The organism is Enterovibrio gelatinilyticus (assembly GCF_028683095.1).
GTDB lineage: Bacteria > Pseudomonadota > Gammaproteobacteria > Enterobacterales > Vibrionaceae > Enterovibrio > Enterovibrio gelatinilyticus.
The window spans coordinates 97168-115029 of sequence record NZ_JAJUBC010000004.1; the positions used below are offsets into that span (position 1 = coordinate 97168).

Genomic DNA, 17862 nt, shown 5'->3' on the forward strand with positions numbered 1-17862 from the left:
GCTACCTTACCGTTAAACCGTTGCTCAACCAGATTATTCATGGTTAGAGGAACTCGTCCGCACCGCCGCCACTCAGCATAATTTCGCCAGCGTCGGACAGTCGACGTGCCACAGAAAGAATTTCTTTCTGTGCTGCTTCTACATCGGACACACGAATAGGCCCCATGGCCTCCAAATCGTCCTGCAGCATTTCGGCAGCACGCTTGGACATATTGGCAAAAATCTTGTCCCGTAAGCCCTCTTCGGCACCTTTGAGTGCTTTTTGCAGCGCTTCTTGAGGAACATCTTTGAGGATCGCCTGAATCCCACGGTCGTCGACGTCTGACAGGTTGTCGAACACGAACATGAGATCCTGAATTTGTGATGCCATTTCTTCGTCGTTCTGACCAATTTGCTCCATCAACGCCGATTCCAGTGCATTGTCCATGTAGTTCATGATATCTGCAGCCGCTTTCAGGCCACCAATCTTGGCCGCTTGTGCGCCCGCTTGACCGGCAAACTGCTTCTCCATGATCTCATTCAGTTCATGCAATGCAGCAGGCTGAACTTCTTCTAGGTTCGCAATACGCATTACAAGATCGAGCGCATCACGCTCAGCAAACTGTGTCAAAATTTCCGCAGACTGCTCGGGCTCTAGGTAAGAAAGCACGATGGTTTGAATTTGGGGGTGCTCATTGAGAATAATGGTCGCCACCTGACGGGGATCCATCCATTTAAGTGAGTCGAGGCCTTTCGAGCCGCTACCCAACAGAATTTGGTCCACAAGGTTGTTGGCTTTGTCTTCACCCAGTGCCGCCATCAAGGCATTACGCACGAAATCTTCACTTCCCATACCAATAGACGTGAAGCGCTGAATATCTTCAAGAAACCCGCGATGGACTGCAGCAAGCATTTCCTGACTCAGATCTTTCATCTGAGTCATGGCTCCGCCCACTTTTTGCACCTGCTTTGGTTCTAAATGTCGAATAATACTTGCGGCATCCTGCTCCGTCAGACTCAGCAGTAAAATGGCTGCTTTATCAATCCCAGACAGTTGGGTAATGTCAAATTCTTTACCCGACCCGTTATCATCATCTTTAGCCATCTTCACTCACCCAGCTTTTCACGACCTGCGCAGCAAGATCTGGTTCATTGGCAACCAACGCTCGAACAGCTTTGAGCAGGTCTTCGTCTTTATGTAAATCAGGCAAATTGAGATTGGATGAGCTCATGCCAAAGCTTCCAGAGCCATCCAAATCCGCACCAATCAACCCGATGTCATCATCAGGGCTAAGGGGTAAACCATCTGGACCCAGCATTTCGCCATTCGGTCCAAGTAAGGAGTCATCCTCTTTCGCCGGGTTAATCAGTTTCGACAAGGCTGGGCGAATCAGTACCAAAACCACCACAATCACGACGAGCGCTGCAGCAAGCCAACGTACCCAGTCATTGAAGTTCGGGTGTTCCCAAATCGGCACTTCACCCAGCGCTTCCACTTCTGGAATCGCAAACGGTACGGCAATCACATCGAGCACATCACCGCGCATTTCTGAGTAACCGACACCACCAATCAATAAACGGCGGATCTTCTGAAGCTCAGGCTCCCCAACAGGAGTACGAGTAATTTCTCCCGTATCTGGATTGGCGCTAGACAGATAATCAACGGCCACTGACACCGTTTGTCTTGCCACTGTGCCTGTTTGTGCTCGGCGATGGCTGATCGTGGTGTCTAGCTCATAGTTTCGTGTGGCTTCTCGACTCAGAGAGCCTTTGTCACCTACTCCACCATTTTTTAAATCTTGTATATCTTCAGGAATAGCAGCGTCTGCAGGAGGTTGGTTACTCAATGCGCCAGGAATACCCGCCACGTAATCGCTGTTATTGTAATTCTCTCGGGTGTATTCGCTTCGTGTTGAAGTGGTTGCTGGGTCAAAGCGCTTGCGGGTTTCTTCAACCGCACTGAAATCCATTGTCACATCAACTTGCGACGTGTAATTACCCAACCCAAGGACGGGGATCAAAATCGAATCAATTTTCTCGCGAAGCGCTTGTTCTTGCTTACGCTCCAACTCATATTCTTTACGGCGTTGAGAGGCCATCGAGCTTTCGTTGCCGGAACTCAGCAGCCTGCCGTGTTGGTCGGTCACTGTGACACGCGAAGGTTTTAGGCTAGGAACGGCGGACGCGACCATATCAACAATGGAGTCGACCTCTTCTTGTCCCAACTGAGTAGTACCGCGCACGGTAAGAAAGACGGTGGCAGAGGCTTCTTGGTTATGACGAACAAAGACACTTTGCTTTGGCATGGCCAGCAACACCCGCGCTTTACTCACCGCACGAATTTTTTCAATCGCTGCAGCAAGCTGACGTTCGCGGCTTAGCTTAAGACGTTCACGCTCAAGTTGTTGAGAGACACCAAAGCCCATGTCTTGCAACAAAATATCGTCACCCTCTTCTCGAGCGGCGTTGAGACCAGCACGGCTAAGGTTAAGTTTGATGCTTGAATATTCTTTCACTGGAACGCGAATAGTGTTGCCTTCCAGTTGATAGTCGGTTTTTTGTGAATCGAGGTGGTCGAGAATCGGGATCAGCTCTTCGGTTTCGTATGAACCTAGCGGGCGCATTTCCGGCTCTTGCACCCAAACAAACAAAAGCGCGAGTAAGGCTAGGCAGATCACCACAGATGCAACCAAGATCAGTTGACGCGCAATGTCTATGCCTCCCAGTGGACCACTGGATGGTGAAACATCACGTTCCATTAAATCAGGATCTTGTAACGCAGAACCACCATCAGATGCCATCGGCAAAGCAGCGGCGTTATCTGATACGGCTAGTTGCGTTTTATCACTCTCATCTGCCACGGTTACTTCCTACCTTAAACAGGCATGTTCATCAGTTCTTTATAAGCTTCAACGAGCTTATTGCGTGTTTGGACGGTTGCATCAAACGCCACGCTTGATTTGTTTCGTGCCAGCATCACATCTGCCAAGCTGACGTTTCGGTCACCTTGGTCAAAACGTGTTGCCAATTCACCTGACGATTTTTGCAATCCATTAACCGTGTTAATTGCAGTGGACAAGAGTTCACCAAAATCTTGAGAGACTTGCTGACCAGTGGCAGGGCGACCCACATTCTGCGCGTCTAATGCCATTGCTTGCATTTCGTGCTGCATCGGGTTGATTTTCATGGTCCATCCTCACTGTCAAAACTTTGGCAATCTACACCGCATAAAGGCTTGCGGCTCATCTGACTATTATTTATGCAATTAATGCGCCAGAAAATTATACGCATTAACTGACTAAAAAGCATCGCTTTACTGTGGAATGTCGATACCTGCATCACGCATCTTGGCGAGCTTATAGCGCAAGGTTCGAGGGCTTATTCCTAATCGTTCAGCGACGTCTTTCCGACGCCCTTCGCACACTCGTATCGTGTCGAGAATGATCGCAAATTCTTGCTCTCTCAGTTCGCCACCAAGGCTTTCATTCGCATCGCTGCTTGTGCTGGCCATAGGTAGTTTGGTTGGGATAGCTTGCGGCTGAATTTGAGGCTCAGCGATATCGTTACGCGCAACAAGGTTTTGTAGGGTGCCAGCGTCTTGCCAGTCGATACCTTCAAGCAAGATATCATTCGAGAGTATTTTGTCTTGTTGACAAAGAATTAGCGCGCGTTGCATGACGTTATCAAGCTCACGCACGTTGCCCGGCCAGCGGTACATTCCGAGTTTTTGAATGGCACAAGGCTCAAGTGTTGGCGCAGGCTGGCCTAGTTTACTGCAATGGCGCTGAAGCAAGTGCTCTGCCAGAGGAAGAATATCCCCCGTGCGTTCACAAAGTGGTAGCCATGAAATTGGGAATACATTCAGGCGGTAATACAAATCTTCTCGGAAATTGCCTTCTTCAACATACTGACGAAGATCGCGGTTACTGGTTGCCAGCACACGAACATCTAGCTTGATGCTCTTACGGCTGCCTAAGCGCTCAACCTCTCGCTCTTGCAGTACGCGCAACAATTTGGCTTGCAGGGACATGTCCATTTCGCTGATCTCATCCAGCAAAATGGTCCCACCCTGTGCTTGCTCAAACTTCCCAGGGCACGCTTGAACGGCGCCGGTAAACGCACCTTTTTCGTAGCCAAATAACGTTGCCTCGAGCATATTCTCCGGAATCGCAGCACAGTTAATCGCCACAAATGGGCCGTTAACGCGCAATGATTGGCGATGAATATGACGCGCCATGACTTCTTTACCCGACCCACTAGGGCCCAAGATCATGACGTTAGCATCAGTTTTCGCCACCTTTTCAGCCAAAGCAATCAAAGCCTGACTTTTGGGGTCGGCTACGACTGCATCGGTGTTATCGGCTTTCACAGGCGCATATCGGCTCACCATGTTCAACAACACTTCCGGCGCGAACGGTTTTGCCATGTAATCAATAGCGCCTTCTTTCATGGCGGCAACCGCATCTTGAATGTTCGCGTAGGCAGTCATCAACAGAACTGGCAGCTTAGGATGGTTAAGTTTGATGTTTCTTAATAGTCCTAAGCCATCCATGCCTGCCATTTGGACATCTGACACAACAATATCAACGCTTTCTTGCTTTAACAGCAGCAGCGCTTGCTCCGCACTATCAGCTTCTACCCATTGGTAACCCGCCAACGCCAGTGTATCGACCAAGGCTTCACGCAATCCTTCATCATCTTCAACGATAAGTACTTTGCTCTGATTCATTGTGCTTCTCCTGATACCTTTTGCTGCTCGATATCGCTAAGTTCTGCCAATGGCAGACAGAGTGTAAAGCAGGCACCCTGCCCCGGTTGTGATTGCAATGTCAGCCTGCCTTTATGTGCATGGCAGACCATTTGAACAACGGCCAGCCCAAGACCAGTGCCTTGCTGTCGCGTTGTGAAAAAAGGTTCAAGTATTTTGCTTTGTAATTCTTCAGAAATCCCTGGGCCGTTATCGGCGACCGACAAAAATATCTGCCCACCAATCTCGCGCACATCAACCACAACTTTGCAGCCTTTACCCGCGACTTGAATAGCATTCACGACCAAGTTCGATAAGGCACTGGCGAGCGCATTCACATTGCCAAGTAATTGGTGAGATTCATCATCGCAATTGATTTCAAAATCGACATTTTGGTTACTCACCAGAGCTTCGACCATAGGCTCAAACTCATTAAGTAGATGCTCCAAAGTGAAGTGACTCACCACTTTATTGTCTCCACCCTTGGCGAATAACAGCATGTCATTCACTTGCTTTTCCAAATCATGCAGCCTATCGACAAGCTTCAATTGGAATCGCTTGCGAGTTGGCTCATTAAGGTTTGCTGCCCCCAAGTTGGCGGCATAGAGCAACGCACTGGAAAGCGGGGTTCTCACTTGATGTGCCAGCGAAGCCACCATTTTCCCAAGTGATGACAAACGCTGAAGGTCACTGAATCGAGATTGAAGTAAGCGAGTCTCTGTCATGTCGGTGATCAAGATCAATTGGCCTGACGCCGACGCTGAAATCGCGAGTTTGACGCGGCGTCCATCACGGAGTGACACCTCGTGACCATCATCTTCTCGGGGTGAGAACGCTCGATTGATCACATCAACCCATCGCTCTTCTTCTAGTGGCGCGCCGAGTAAACGATGAGCTTCGGGATTGGCTTCAGCAACGCGGCCGAAAGGATCAAGCAAGATGACACCCGCAGGCATCACATCTAGCACTTGTTTGTATCGAAGAACCTGTTGGTCGACGGTTCCGAGTGGCGAATTTTTGGCTTCCATGATCCTATACTTTCAGCTCTGTATTTCTGACGCTGAACAGCACTAAGCAGAAAATGTGCCAATTAATAGGCATATATAATCAATGAGTTAGTGATTTTAGCAATAAAAAAGCGAAGTCATTTTTTTGACTTCGCTTATTATTTAGACACCCAGAATGACGATGGCGTTACGCAATGTCTTCTTTGGTGAGGTTATACTTGCGCATTTTTTCGACCAATGTGGTGCGGCGCATACCAAGCATATCCGCAGCACGGGCAACAATACCCATTTGTGCTTCCAGCGCTTGTCGAATCATATCCACTTCGAGATCAGCAAGTAACGCTTTTAGGTCAACGCCTTCTGGAGGCAACCCTGTTGATGGCGCTGGTGAAAAGCCTGGCATTTCTTCTTCAAAATCATCCATTGCAAAGACCGCATGCAGGGCTTCTCGCTCCATCGCTTCGCAATCTTCAACATGAACAAACTGCTCTGGTTGAAACTCTGGAATATCGCTGTAACGATATTTCTTCGGCAAGCGGTTTACATCAACCATTTGGCCCGGATACAGAATAACCATACGCTCAATAAGATTCGCCAATTCACGAACATTGCCTGGCCAATCATGTTCAACCAGTGAAGCAATGGCTCGTGGCGTTAGATGAACCTGATTACCACCTTCCGATTCGAGACGTGTCATCAACTCTTGGATCAGCAATGGAATATCTTCCATTCGTTCTCTAAGTGCTGGCATTTCAATCGGGAAAACATTGAGTCGATAGAAAAGATCTTCGCGGAACGATCCTTCTTCGATCATGGTATCGAGATTACGGTGTGTTGCGGCGACAACGCGAACGTTGGACTGAATGGTTTTATTCCCACCCACGCGCTCAAAACAGCGTTCTTGTAGCACACGAAGCAATTTCACCTGCATTGGTTGAGGCATGTCACCGATTTCATCGAGAAACAGCGTGCCACCTTCAGCAAGTTCAAAGCGCCCTTTACGCGCAGAGATAGCCCCTGTAAAGGCGCCTTTCTCATGCCCAAACAACTCACTTTCTAGTAACTCGGGCGGAATCGCACCACAGTTAACTGGCACAAATGGCCCTTTGCCACGCAAAGAATGATAGTGAATGTTTCGTGCAACGACTTCTTTACCCGTGCCAGACTCACCAAGAATCAACACACTGGCATCCGTTCCGGCTACTTGCTCAATCAAATGGCGCACATCACTGATGGCCGAACTTCGACCTACCATGCTGCGAAACAAAGTGTTCTTGCGACTAAGCTGCGGAATATTAAACGCTTGTTTTCCGGAGAATTCCTGACAATGTCTTAAAGCATCAGACAATTGCGGATAGTTCAACGGCAGCTCCAGCTCGCCAACAAAGTTAGGCAAGCCGGACAATTCGGTTTTATGTTTAGCGAGCGCGATAACCGGTATGTGGTTATTTATTGCCAGGTTATCAAGCACCTGGGATAAGCGCTGAGGTGAGTTAACATTACCCAGAAAACACGCTCCCTCAGCCTGCTTCCAGTGCGAATCATTTAGCTCAGTGGTTGAACATAGCAGGTATTGCTCACCAATAAACTCCAAGATAACGCCTACATCGTGACGAAACTTTTCATCATCTTCGATTACAAGAATCTTCGTTAAACCTTGCATGTGTGAGATATATCTGCCCCAAAAACCATCTTTGTCATCGACAGGCACGAGCGCCTGCGACGGAATAATCCAGCTATTGTAGTTATTGCTTGGTATAAGGCAACAAGAGACACCATAAAGCTGTGACTCTTGTGCCAAGACAGATTCTATTGTAGTGAAAATGAAGCGTTTTTATGCGTCTGCTTGGGTGATATTGTGATATTCAGCGGGTATTTGATCCCAAGCTGACTTAATTTCGCGCAAAATATCGATCACATCATCGATCGGGGCATCGAGATTATCTCTGTTTGCTTCAGAGATCTGACGGATCATGAAGTCGTAAAGAGCATCTAGATTTGTGGCAATCTCACCGCCATCATCCATAGAAAGACACGTTCTTAAGCTGATGATGATATCCAGTGCTTTACCTAAGCGCTCTCCCTTCATGGGAATATCGCCCTGCAGCATCGCGGCTTTACCTTGGATCAGGCGCTCAATTGCTCCCGCCATTAGCATCTGAATCACCTTATGGGGTGAAGCAGCACTCAGTTGGCTGTCTACAGATACCTTTTTATAGGCCTGAAGTGACCCTCTCATAACAATCCTCACCTACTCGAATTTTTTATAAAGTTGTACTGACTTACGCCCTTTCAGAAAAGAGCTGGCATTGGCTGCAGCACTGTCACGATGTCTTTTTATCAGACTATATATATGCTCAGTTCGCGCTATCGCTAACGACCAAGCTTCTTTTTCCGGTGCTTCCGGCAACATCGTGATTTCTGCCAGACATTGCTTACGATCATTCAATAACTGGGCCATTTCTTCCTGGTCAACGTGACCTTGAGAAAGCACAGTGAGTAGTTGATCGTCTATTGCTTCTAATCGCACCACAGGAGCACTCATGATCAATATCCTTACGAAGGCATGATATTCATCATGGCAGATAACTGCGATTGCATCTCTCCCATGGCGTTATCCATCGCTGAAAACTGTTTCAACGTACGGTTTTGAAGATCTTCCATTCGGCGATCCAGCGTTTCTTGCTCATCGCGCAAGCGGACTCTCTGGTCACCAAGGCTGCTTTCGCGATTTCGAATCGTACCCGCTACCCCCGTAAAAGACTGAACAGCCTCTTCGACTTTGCGAGCAAATCCATTATTGCCACCAAAAAAACCGTCTAACGCAGAAAAGTTTTGCGCCAGTTGTTTATCTAGCATCGCATTATTAATTTCCAGCCGCCCGTCCATTGTCGTAGAAAGCCCTAATTCACTTAGCGTTTTCAATGAATCAGGCGCACCTTCAATCGGCGTTGAGAACAAAGAACGCATTTGATTCACTGCTGAGCGAATCACACTGTCACCCACTAAGGGGCCACCTTGTTGAGTTTCAGGATCGTATTTAGATAGCGCTTTTGTGACTTGATAGAAGGCGTTGTAAGCATCGACAAATTGTTCCAGTGATGCCTTAACGGTAGCACGATCTTCATCAACGTTTACAGTGACAGGCCCATCTTCTGCGGTAGTCACCTTCGACACTTCAATATCAACACCACGAATGGCATCAGAAAACGTATTGGTCTCACTCGAAACTAACGCCAAACCGTCAATCAAAATGCGAGCATCTTTCGCAGCCTGCATTTCATTCATTGCATTATTCTGGCTGGCTGGATTAAACGCCAATGCCTGCAATGGACTCGTGATCGGCGCGTTCACTGTCACCGCGAGTTGATTGTCTGCTCCGGTTTTATCCCCCCCTAGGATCATACGTGCGCCGCTGTCATCATTGATCACTGAGGCTTTGATACCAGGATTGGAAGGGTGTTTATTAATCGTACGGACAATGTCCAACAATGTGCTTTCTTCTGGCTTTATCTCTATGGTCGCAGAGCGTCCACCAAGGTTAAGCGTAAGCTTACCCGCGCCGAAATCTGCTTTGGCATCTAATCCGTCAGATACCAATTTGTGCGATTGGGCGAGTTGTTGAACATCGATTGAATATACGCCGGTAACGGCTTGATGGTCAGCGGAAGCGGAGACGGTTTCTGGATTATCTGAAACCGTGCTCCGCGACGCAAAGGTATTGTTACGGCGAAAGTCATACATCAGATCTTTCATCGTATCGAGGGAAGTTTTGAGCCTACCGTAAGCACTGATGTTAGTTTCAACATCGTTCATGTTCTTAACAATACGCTCTTGCTTGGGCGCGCGCTCTGCCTCAACAATTTTGCTGACCATGGAACCAATGTCCATTCCACTGCCAAGGCCTGTTGCGCTTAAACCCATGACTTACCCACCTCGTTTATACCTTTTCTGCAACAAGCCCCCTCGAATGAAGGGAAAGTTGCTGTGCTAGCTCTAACATTTCTTTTTCAGGGATCTGTCTTATGATATCGCCACTACTCATTTCATAAACAGTGATAATACTTTTTCCAGAATCCTCATCTAATCGAAATGATAAGCCTTTGTTAAAGGTAGACACAAACTCATCTAGTCGCTCTACCAGCATTTCAAGCTGTTCCTGCTGTACCTTCTGTGTGCTTTCAAATCTGTCGATTTGTTCTACACGACGTTTGGCGAGTTTCTCAGCACTCTCAGCCATTTGTTGCTGGTTCGTGATTTCGGGTTTAGTCCCCCCCACAGATTCTTTACTGCTAGCAACTTTTGTGCCGGACTGTGGAGTCACTTGAGACAGGGATGACGTCGAAACGGATGATATGTCCATCTTTCTTCACCTCCTGTTAGCCATTGACGGTGAGAAGCTACTCACCGTCATCTGCTACATCTCTACTATCCTAACAGGCTCAATGCAGCTGAAGGAGCCTGCTTCGCTTGTGCAAGTATAGACGTACCAGACTGCTGCAGGATTTGAGATTTCGTAAACTGCGTCGTCTCTTTGGCGAAGTCAACGTCACGGATACGGCTGTTAGACGCGCTCACGTTCTCGTTAACATTATCCAAGTTAGCAATGGTGTGGCTCAAACGGTTTTGCTTCGCACCCAGTTCCGCACGGTGTGAGTCGATATACTGCATCGCGTTATCAACTAGACCAACTGCTTTTTGTGCGCCGCCCACGGTGCTCACATCAACATCTTTAACGGTTTCAGACACTTTAGTCGCTGAGTTCATACCCAGAGACGCGCCTAATGCACCGGTAAAGGTAATGTCAGAACCTGATGCAGCAACGACTTGCAGCTCACCATTTTCAGACACAGATGCAGAGATTTTGCTGTCTGCTTGACCGTTGATGTAAGTTGCGATTTCTTCAACATCGTCGCCATCTTTCGCAGAGATGTTGATCGTTGACGTTGTGCCATCCGCGTTAGTAATGGCCATGTTCAGCGTTGTTCCTGCAGTTGCAGTCCACGCCGCCATGTCAGTACTCGCTGCGACAGTTGCTTTGAAGGTGCTACCACCCATCATCGCTTCATCAGCACGGGTGTTTTTGAACTCCATCATGACAGCTTCACCAGCGTCAGCACCCACTTGGAATGCTTTGGTGCCGAAAGTGCCGTTCAACAGTTTCGCACCACCAAAAGAGGTTGTTTCTGCGATACGGTTAATTTCGTCTTGGAGTGCAACAACTTCTTCTTGAATCGCTTTACGCTCTTCAGAACCGTTAGCACCGTTAGCTGATTGCAGGGATAGGTCACGCATACGCTGCAGGATGTTGGTGGTTTCTTCCATCGCACCTTCAGCGGTTTGTGACATTGAGATACCGTCGTTGGCGTTGCGAACTGCAACATCAAGACCGCGGCTCTGTGAAATCAAGCGGTTAGAAATTTGAAGACCTGCTGCATCATCTTTCGCACTGTTAATGCGGAAACCTGAAGACAGACGTTCCATTGAAGCATTCAACGAGTCAGTTGAACTGTTCAAGTAGCGCTGAGCGGTCATTGCGGGCACGTTAGTGTTTACTGTAATAGCCATAACTATTCTCCTTCGGTACTAAGTCCGGCTTCCGCCCAGCTATGTAGGGAAAACCAGTTCTAAATCTCTCACACCCTATGTAACGGCACATTAAGAAAAACCTTTACACCTTTTTTCCTAATATTTTTACACCCTGATCATGCTTGGGTTTACCCGTTAAATCATAGTGCTATGAGTGTTTTCGCCCTCGAAGAGAAAAACTTTAGGAATGAATTTGAAAATTTATCTATGACTAAATGAGTATATTGTCAGAACCCTTATGGAGACTGCGCTGCAAGAGCAATTCACACAAGGTTGATAAAGAAGACGTAAAGACAATAACGTGACGGAGAGTGGATAGATGAAGAAAGAAAAGCAGGATACTGGCGCTGAAAAGACATGAAAAAAGCGGCAATTGATTGCCGCTTTTGCAGTTCTATGTGTTCACGTAATTTTAAAGTGACTACTGAAGCAAATTCAGTGCAGCCTGTGGCAACTGCTTCGCTTGCGCAAGAATAGAAGTACTTGCTTGTTGCAGGATCTGACCTTTGGTGAGCTCGGTCGTTTCTTTCGCAAAGTCAGTGTCACGAATGCGGCTGTTCGAAGCAGACACGTTCTCTTGAATATTCGACAAGTTACTAATGGTGTGGCTTAGGCGGTTTTGTTTTGCACCCAAATCCGCACGCTGACTGTCAATATATTGCATGGCGGAGTCAATAATGCCCACGGCCATTTGTGCGCCACCAACATCGCTTACATCAATGTCTTGAGACGTAATAGCAGCACCAGCGCCTGTGACTAAGCCCAATGAAGTCGCAAGTCCACCACCAAACGTGATGCTACCTTCTAATTTCTGTTCAGCGACAAAAATTTGAAGTTGACCATTACCATCAACTGACGCGGAGACATTCTCATCCGACTGACCATTGATAAAGGTTGCGACCTCTTCAATGTCGTCCCCAGCAACGGTTTCGATATTTAGATTCACTGTATCGCCCGCTTTCGTTACGAAAGACATGGTCAACGTTGAAGCTGCAGAAGAGACTTCCCAATCAGCAGATTTAGCCGTCGCACCAGTGAACTCTGCGCCACCCATGCGGTAATCATCAGCACGAATGCTGGTTAGCCCCATGATAATGGCTTCACCGGAGTCAGAGCCAATTTGGAATGATGCCTCACCAAACGAACCATTAAGAAGACGACGACCACCAAATGCTGTGGTTTCTGCAATACGGTTCAATTCATCTTGAAGTGCACCCACTTCTTCTTGAATCGCGACGCGCTCGGCACTACCATTCGCACCATTCGCGGACTGCAAAGACAGATCACGCATACGCTGCAAAATATTGGTCGATTCTTGCATTGCACCTTCCGCGGTCTGCGCGATGGAAATACCATCGTTCGCGTTCCGCATGGCGACATCTAAGCCACGGGTTTGGGCAATGAGTCGGTTTGAGATCTGCAGACCCGCAGCGTCATCTTTTGCGCTGTTGATTCGACTACCAGACGACAAGCGTTCCATCGACGTATTGAGATCATTTGTCGACTTATTCAGGTAACGCTGCGCAGTCATCGCAGACACGTTGGTGTTAACTGTTACACCCATTTTGCTCTCCTTTGACTTTCGCGTATTTTGCGAAACAGCTTACCCGCGACAAATAATTCTGATTACTAGCGGGAACAGCCTTCAGTTCGTTATTAGGGACGTATCTTCCAAAGCGATACTTACTTGCTCAACCTAATACAAATTGCGTGCCAAGAATTTATTATTAATAATTTCAGTAACTTAAAATAAAACCCGTTCATTTCGCTCATAAAAGCGGCAAGGTTTCGATACTTTGCCTCATACAAAACGGCAATTCACCGCCTCAGTATTTTGCTCACTAAACGAGCGCCCTTACAGATACTGCACACAAAACAATGAGTGTCATTCATGAACAGAAACCCATATAACCAACTAACCGCTCAAAAATGAAACAATCACTCTTATAGGTATAGGCAATCGGCACGGTATTTGCTGCTTTTTCTTATATTGCAGACGTAACGCCCAATGCACCCACTTTTAATGGATCCGCTATGACCAATGTTTCTGAACCTCAAGGCAATGCCTTAACGCTTGAACAAGCATTTGAGCAGGGCGTTAGCTTGTATCAGCACCAGAAAAAAGAAGAAGCTCGTGAGGTCTTTGAGCAAATACTGCAGCTGGCTCCTGACGCCGTACCCGTGCTCCAAGTGCTTGCTGTGCTTGACGTTGAGAAAGGGAATTGGCAAGAAGCTCTATCTAAACTTGATAAAGCACTAACAATTGAACCGGGTGATGGCTCCCTGCTTTTTGATAAAGCTCAGATACTGCTGCAACAAGGCATAAACAAAGAAGCGCTTGAGATAGTCGACAGTTTGTTGTCCGTCGCCCCTGAACATCAAGACTTGCTGACCATGCGGCAACAGCTTACCGCAGCAATCGGCAATGTGGGTGAAAGTCGCCGTACGGCAAAGTATCAAGCCAATGTGCAGTCTCAGACAGCCAACGCTATCGATGCCGAAGTACAGGAAACCTTAACCCTTGCCGATAAGTTTTTCGCTGAGGGTAATAAAGAGCAAGCTAAACAGCTCTATCAAGCAGTGATCAGTGTTGCAGGCGACGAGCCCAAAGCACTACTGGGGTTAGCTAAACTTCAACTTGGTGATGAAAACTTCGGGCTCGCTCGACAAACACTGCGTCGCGCTTTTGATGCAGAGCACTCTGACAACGAATTCTTTATCTTGCTGAGTCACTGCGAAATTAAGTTAGGTGAATACAAAGCAGCGAGAGATATTTGCCGACAAGGTTTAAAACACTGGCCTGATAATTCTTTGTTGTGCCGACTACTGGTGCAAAGCTACGAGAAAGATGCCAATTGGCTAGAAGCCTATCGCATCGCACTTGAATTCAGCAGACAACATCCGAATGATGCCGACTTACGATATCGACTCGCCACCGCGAGCTTCAATTTATTAAGATCACGCCATAACTTCACCACCGCTGCCATTCTTGATTGCCAAAAACACATAGAAACCGCATCGGCTCTGGCGAAGGAAGAAAACCAACAACGTCTATCGCTCTATCTCGCAGAAGTGCTCTGGTATAAAGGCGAAGCTCTCGCATCAAAAGCGTTGCTTGAAAACCACATGCAAGCATTCCCTGACGACATTGAAGCAGGGTTTAATGCCTGCTTTGTTTATCGCACTTTGGAAGAGTGGGAAAATTACTATCGAACTAACGAGTTGGGTTTGGCCTGTGGCCGTCGATTACGCTACCAAGGTGCACTGCCTCAATGGAACTTAGCCCGCCCTAAAGACGACATTGTTTTAGTGATGCCAGAGCAAGGTGTTGGGGATGAGATCCTTTTCTCCCACAACCTCAAACTGGTGTTAGAAAACAGTAAGAAAGTCTATGTGGCCTGTGACCCTCGTCTTGCACCTATTCTGAGTCGCGCTTTCCCAGAAGCCATCATTGTGCCGATTAAGCGTATCGATCACCAAGATATCGACATACCCAAAGAAGTGATGGATGACATTACTAGCTGGGTAGCTGGCGGCAGTTTGGCAGCCATGTGCTATCAAACATATGGGCGTCATGTTTACCAAGCCGCATATATCGACTTAAGCCAAGCGGTGTCTGAACATTGGCAATCTCACCTTGATGCAATTCGCGAAGCCCATCCCAATAAACAATTGATTGGTCTTTGCTGGCGAAGCGGCCTTGCCGCAGCGACTCGAAATATTCACTATTTGATTGCAGAAGAAGTCGCACATCTGGTCAAGCAGTTTCCGAATGCCACCTTTATCAACCTTCAGTACGGTGATTGCACGAAGGAACTGAAAAAGATAGCCAAACGCGCTGGCGTTGACGTATTACAGTTAGAAGGATTGAACCTTAGGGATGACTTCGAAGGCACTGCCGCTGTCATCAAACACCTGGATGCTGTCATCACAGCTGGTACAGCCGTTCATCGACTCACTACCGCCGTTGGCACACCTTGCCATGTTTTCTTTGCAGGGCGAAAGGATTCGGATTACTCGAAACCACAACCACTGTATTGCGACAATGAATTTGGCTATTTCTACCCGCCAATGCTGGAGAACAAGTACCCGTTGCTGGAGTCTATTGTCCGTCAGATTCAAAAAAGCTAGCGTGCTAGCTCAACACTACTGCTGTTCTAGGACTGCTGAGTAGACATTTATTGAAACGCAAAAGGTCAGCATTCGCTGACCTTTTTTGTTGAAGGGAAATCGCTTAGGCTTCTGCCGCCATGTTGACAGCACATGGCGGACGACGCGTTTCCCTTGCAGAGACAAGCAACAACCCAAAGGCCATCGTTCCTGCCACCAGCATCACAAGGAACACACTGTGATAGTTATGAAGCTCGGCCACAACACCCACGGTCACGCTCGACGCTAGGCTCGCAATCATGATCGCATTGTTAAACAACGTCGTCGCAACACCCATCTGGTTTGGCATTTTGTTTTGAATAACAACCATGCCAAGGCTTGCACTGATACCAATGGCGAAACCGTTCAGCAACTGCAAGGCATAGATTTGCCACAATGCTTCCGCATTAAACAACAAGCCGTAAAACGCACTCGCAGAAATCGCACTCAGCACCATTAATCGTTGCGGTGCCACTTTGGCCGCCCAAAGGCCCGCCAATACCATCACAGGAATTTCAATAAATGCAGCCAGTCCTAGAATTTGTCCAGCCACAGAACCGGCTAGCTCCAGCTCTTTGGTGACATACAGCGGTATCGACATCACGTACATGTTATTTGCAAAAAACAGCATGAACACCGCAATCAAATAAAGAGGCGCACCAGGGACTTTCCGCCAAGACTGACGAACTTCCGTAACACTATTGGTCACAGTATCTTTCACCTTGTTTGACGGGAACATACGCCACACGATCAGTACAGAAATCACCATGGTCGTTGCTGCAAACATAAACGCGCCATTAAATCCCACAGCATCATAAAGGATGAAAGCCAATGGCGGACCAATCACCCAAGACAACGACAACATGGCACGCATCAAGGACACAAACAGTGTGCTCTTATCACCCAGATTTTTGTCCGCAAACTCTCGCCCTACGGCAAACGTTTGTGGCATCGCAGCAGCAGTAAAACTCGCAATGAATATCATCACCGCCAATGCCAGATAAAAATCGCGGATAACCATAAAAAGCGCCATCACAACCACAAAAGTACTCTGTGACAACATAATGATTTTACGGCGCTCCCAGCCCAAATCAGACAGTTTGGCAATGCGCTGTGACACGATCACACCGCTGAAAATAGAAACAGCTAAAAACACGCCCATTTGTAGCGGCGACGCATTCAATCCATCGACAACAAAGATCCCTAAAAGTGGATAAAAGAAGCCACCACTTAACCCGCTAAACAGGCTAACAAGCAAATAGCTGAGCGGCGCTTTCTTGGTTAAAAAACTGACATAGTTTTTCATCATTATCTCTCAGTAATCGTGAGTTTTCGGTTTCAACTTACGGTGCAGTTTAGGGACAAATATGCATCTCATGTGATATCTATCGCGCAACCGCTGATACTATTCATTCAAATTCTTTTAACTCACTGACAATCTGAGTAAAAGTATGTGTATTCCAAGCCTTTATCCATTGAGACAACGCCATGCGGCCAACCATCGAGCGCGTCCATAAAGCTGTCAGCCCTAGCTGGCATTTTGCTGACTACCAGTGCACAGAATCTAAGATTGGCATGCAATGTGACTGGCACTATCACGATGAAATTGAACTGGTGCTGTATTTCGATCCCCTCAACGTATCACCGGGAAAAATCATCATTGATGACTACATTGGTGAGGCATCAAACAACAATGCTTATCTCACCGGCCCCGGCTTACCGCACATGCTGACCTGCGTCGCTTCCACGGCCACGCCGGAAACGCCAAGCAGCTCTCATGTGCTCTGGCTTGATCAGTCTTGGTTACAATCCTTGATGGTCACCGTGCCAGCAATGTCTGCCGTCAGTGATTTATTGGTACGCGCCAACAAAGGGCTGAAATTGTCCAAAGCAACATTCGATGCTTTGTACCCTTTAATGAATGGTGCGTCGCAGCTGAAACCCTCCGCGCAGTTTGTGCGGGTGGTGGAAATCCTTATGCTGCTTAGTGAAGACAAATCAGCGCAAACACTGACCTCTCGCCCCTTCTGCTTTTACGTGGCGAAAGATACGCCAATTTTCGACAAGCTAGAAAAAGCGCAGCAGTTTATCGCCGACCATTACAACACGCAAATTTCTGTTGAAGATATGTGCAAACATCTCCACATGAGTGAGAGTTCGGTCTATCGCATGTTCGAAAAGCACTTCGCCGAAAGTTTCTCCGATCATTTAAAAAATCACCGTTTGGGCAAGGCGTGTGAGTGGTTGATACGCTCAAACATTGCGGTTTCTGTTGTTTCCGAACAAGTGGGCTTTACTAACTTGTCTAATTTCAATCGTCAGTTTCGCGCAGCGAAAGGGATGACGCCGACGACATTTCGTCGGCTATTCAGATAGGGAGATAAGGAGTGA

At 47.5% G+C, this 17862-nt stretch carries 15 protein-coding genes; 2 read left to right on the forward strand and 13 right to left on the reverse strand.

Annotated features, from left to right (window positions below):
* Positions 1-43 precede the first annotated feature (43 nt).
* From fliG to LRP50_RS04905, 12 genes are all read right to left on the reverse strand, one after another.
* Entirely contained in the window at positions 44-1084 is a 1041-nt protein-coding gene (fliG, locus tag LRP50_RS04850) for a flagellar motor switch protein FliG (RefSeq protein WP_274163362.1), read from the reverse strand.
* Positions 1077-2840: a flagellar basal-body MS-ring/collar protein FliF gene (gene fliF, locus LRP50_RS04855; protein ID WP_274163363.1), complete on the reverse strand. Its 1764-nt coding sequence runs from the start codon at positions 2838-2840 to the stop codon at positions 1077-1079. Before fliF ends, fliG begins: the two co-directional genes overlap by 8 nt.
* Before the next feature lie 14 nt (positions 2841-2854).
* Positions 2855-3166, reverse strand: a complete 312-nt coding sequence (gene fliE / locus LRP50_RS04860) for a flagellar hook-basal body complex protein FliE (protein WP_274163364.1) — start codon at positions 3164-3166, stop codon at positions 2855-2857.
* Positions 3167-3292: 126 nt separating this feature from the next.
* On the reverse strand, positions 3293-4708 hold the full coding sequence (locus tag LRP50_RS04865) for a sigma-54-dependent transcriptional regulator (protein WP_274163365.1): 1416 nt from the start codon (positions 4706-4708) through the stop codon (positions 3293-3295).
* Positions 4705-5754, reverse strand: coding sequence for a sensor histidine kinase (locus tag LRP50_RS04870; protein ID WP_274163366.1), 1050 nt, complete (start codon positions 5752-5754; stop codon positions 4705-4707). The genes LRP50_RS04865 and LRP50_RS04870 overlap by 4 nt, the downstream gene beginning before the upstream one ends.
* 166 nt (positions 5755-5920) lie before the next feature.
* Entirely contained in the window at positions 5921-7396 is a 1476-nt protein-coding gene (locus LRP50_RS04875; RefSeq protein ID WP_274163509.1) for a sigma-54 dependent transcriptional regulator, read from the reverse strand.
* 171 nt (positions 7397-7567) lie between these two features.
* Positions 7568-7972, reverse strand: coding sequence for a flagellar export chaperone FliS (gene fliS / locus LRP50_RS04880; protein ID WP_028024771.1), 405 nt, complete (start codon positions 7970-7972; stop codon positions 7568-7570).
* Between the two features lie 12 nt (positions 7973-7984).
* Positions 7985-8278 carry a hypothetical protein gene (locus LRP50_RS04885; protein ID WP_274163367.1) on the reverse strand — a complete coding sequence of 98 codons (294 nt, stop codon included), beginning with the start codon at positions 8276-8278 and terminating at the stop codon, positions 7985-7987.
* A gap of 11 nt (positions 8279-8289) precedes the next feature.
* On the reverse strand, positions 8290-9657 hold the full coding sequence (gene fliD, locus LRP50_RS04890) for a flagellar filament capping protein FliD (protein WP_274163368.1): 1368 nt from the start codon (positions 9655-9657) through the stop codon (positions 8290-8292).
* A 16-nt stretch (positions 9658-9673) separates the two neighbouring features.
* The gene (locus LRP50_RS04895) at positions 9674-10096 is read right to left on the reverse strand and encodes a flagellar protein FlaG (RefSeq protein ID WP_028024768.1); all 423 of its coding nucleotides are present in this window, start codon (positions 10094-10096) and stop codon (positions 9674-9676) included.
* A 65-nt stretch (positions 10097-10161) separates the two neighbouring features.
* Entirely contained in the window at positions 10162-11301 is a 1140-nt protein-coding gene (locus LRP50_RS04900; protein WP_274163369.1) for a flagellin, read from the reverse strand.
* A gap of 442 nt (positions 11302-11743) precedes the next feature.
* Positions 11744-12886 (reverse strand): flagellin, encoded by a 1143-nt coding sequence (locus tag LRP50_RS04905; RefSeq protein ID WP_274163370.1) that lies wholly within the window; start codon positions 12884-12886, stop codon positions 11744-11746.
* 470 nt (positions 12887-13356) lie between these two features.
* On the opposite strand from LRP50_RS04905, the gene LRP50_RS04910 reads away from it, so the two are divergent.
* Positions 13357-15453, forward strand: coding sequence for a tetratricopeptide repeat protein (locus LRP50_RS04910; RefSeq protein ID WP_274163371.1), 2097 nt, complete (start codon positions 13357-13359; stop codon positions 15451-15453).
* Between the two features lie 103 nt (positions 15454-15556).
* Here LRP50_RS04910 and LRP50_RS04915 read toward each other — a convergent pair whose 3' ends face one another.
* A complete protein-coding gene (locus tag LRP50_RS04915; protein ID WP_274163372.1) occupies positions 15557-16780 on the reverse strand; it encodes a sugar efflux transporter in 1224 nt (407 codons plus the stop codon).
* Positions 16781-16959: 179 nt separating this feature from the next.
* Between LRP50_RS04915 and LRP50_RS04920 the strand changes: the two genes are divergently transcribed.
* Positions 16960-17847, forward strand: a complete 888-nt coding sequence (locus LRP50_RS04920; RefSeq protein ID WP_274163373.1) for an AraC family transcriptional regulator — start codon at positions 16960-16962, stop codon at positions 17845-17847.
* Positions 17848-17862: the final 15 nt, after the last annotated feature.

Coding starts and splice junctions, on each gene's coding strand:
- LRP50_RS04920 (WP_274163373.1), top strand. CDS start 16,960: ATGCGGCCAACCATCGAGCGCGTCCATAAAGCTGTCAGCCCTAGCTGG.
- LRP50_RS04905 (WP_274163370.1), bottom strand. CDS start 12,886: ATGGGTGTAACAGTTAACACCAACGTGTCTGCGATGACTGCGCAGCGT.
- fliS (WP_028024771.1), bottom strand. CDS start 7,972: ATGAGAGGGTCACTTCAGGCCTATAAAAAGGTATCTGTAGACAGCCAA.
- fliG (WP_274163362.1), bottom strand. CDS start 1,084: ATGGCTAAAGATGATGATAACGGGTCGGGTAAAGAATTTGACATTACC.
- LRP50_RS04915 (WP_274163372.1), bottom strand. CDS start 16,780: ATGATGAAAAACTATGTCAGTTTTTTAACCAAGAAAGCGCCGCTCAGC.
- LRP50_RS04895 (WP_028024768.1), bottom strand. CDS start 10,096: ATGGACATATCATCCGTTTCGACGTCATCCCTGTCTCAAGTGACTCCA.
- LRP50_RS04870 (WP_274163366.1), bottom strand. CDS start 5,754: ATGGAAGCCAAAAATTCGCCACTCGGAACCGTCGACCAACAGGTTCTT.
- LRP50_RS04885 (WP_274163367.1), bottom strand. CDS start 8,278: ATGAGTGCTCCTGTGGTGCGATTAGAAGCAATAGACGATCAACTACTC.
- fliD (WP_274163368.1), bottom strand. CDS start 9,657: ATGGGTTTAAGCGCAACAGGCCTTGGCAGTGGAATGGACATTGGTTCC.
- LRP50_RS04900 (WP_274163369.1), bottom strand. CDS start 11,301: ATGGCTATTACAGTAAACACTAACGTGCCCGCAATGACCGCTCAGCGC.
- LRP50_RS04875 (WP_274163509.1), bottom strand. CDS start 7,396: ATGCAAGGTTTAACGAAGATTCTTGTAATCGAAGATGATGAAAAGTTT.
- LRP50_RS04865 (WP_274163365.1), bottom strand. CDS start 4,708: ATGAATCAGAGCAAAGTACTTATCGTTGAAGATGATGAAGGATTGCGT.
- LRP50_RS04910 (WP_274163371.1), top strand. CDS start 13,357: ATGACCAATGTTTCTGAACCTCAAGGCAATGCCTTAACGCTTGAACAA.
- fliE (WP_274163364.1), bottom strand. CDS start 3,166: ATGAAAATCAACCCGATGCAGCACGAAATGCAAGCAATGGCATTAGAC.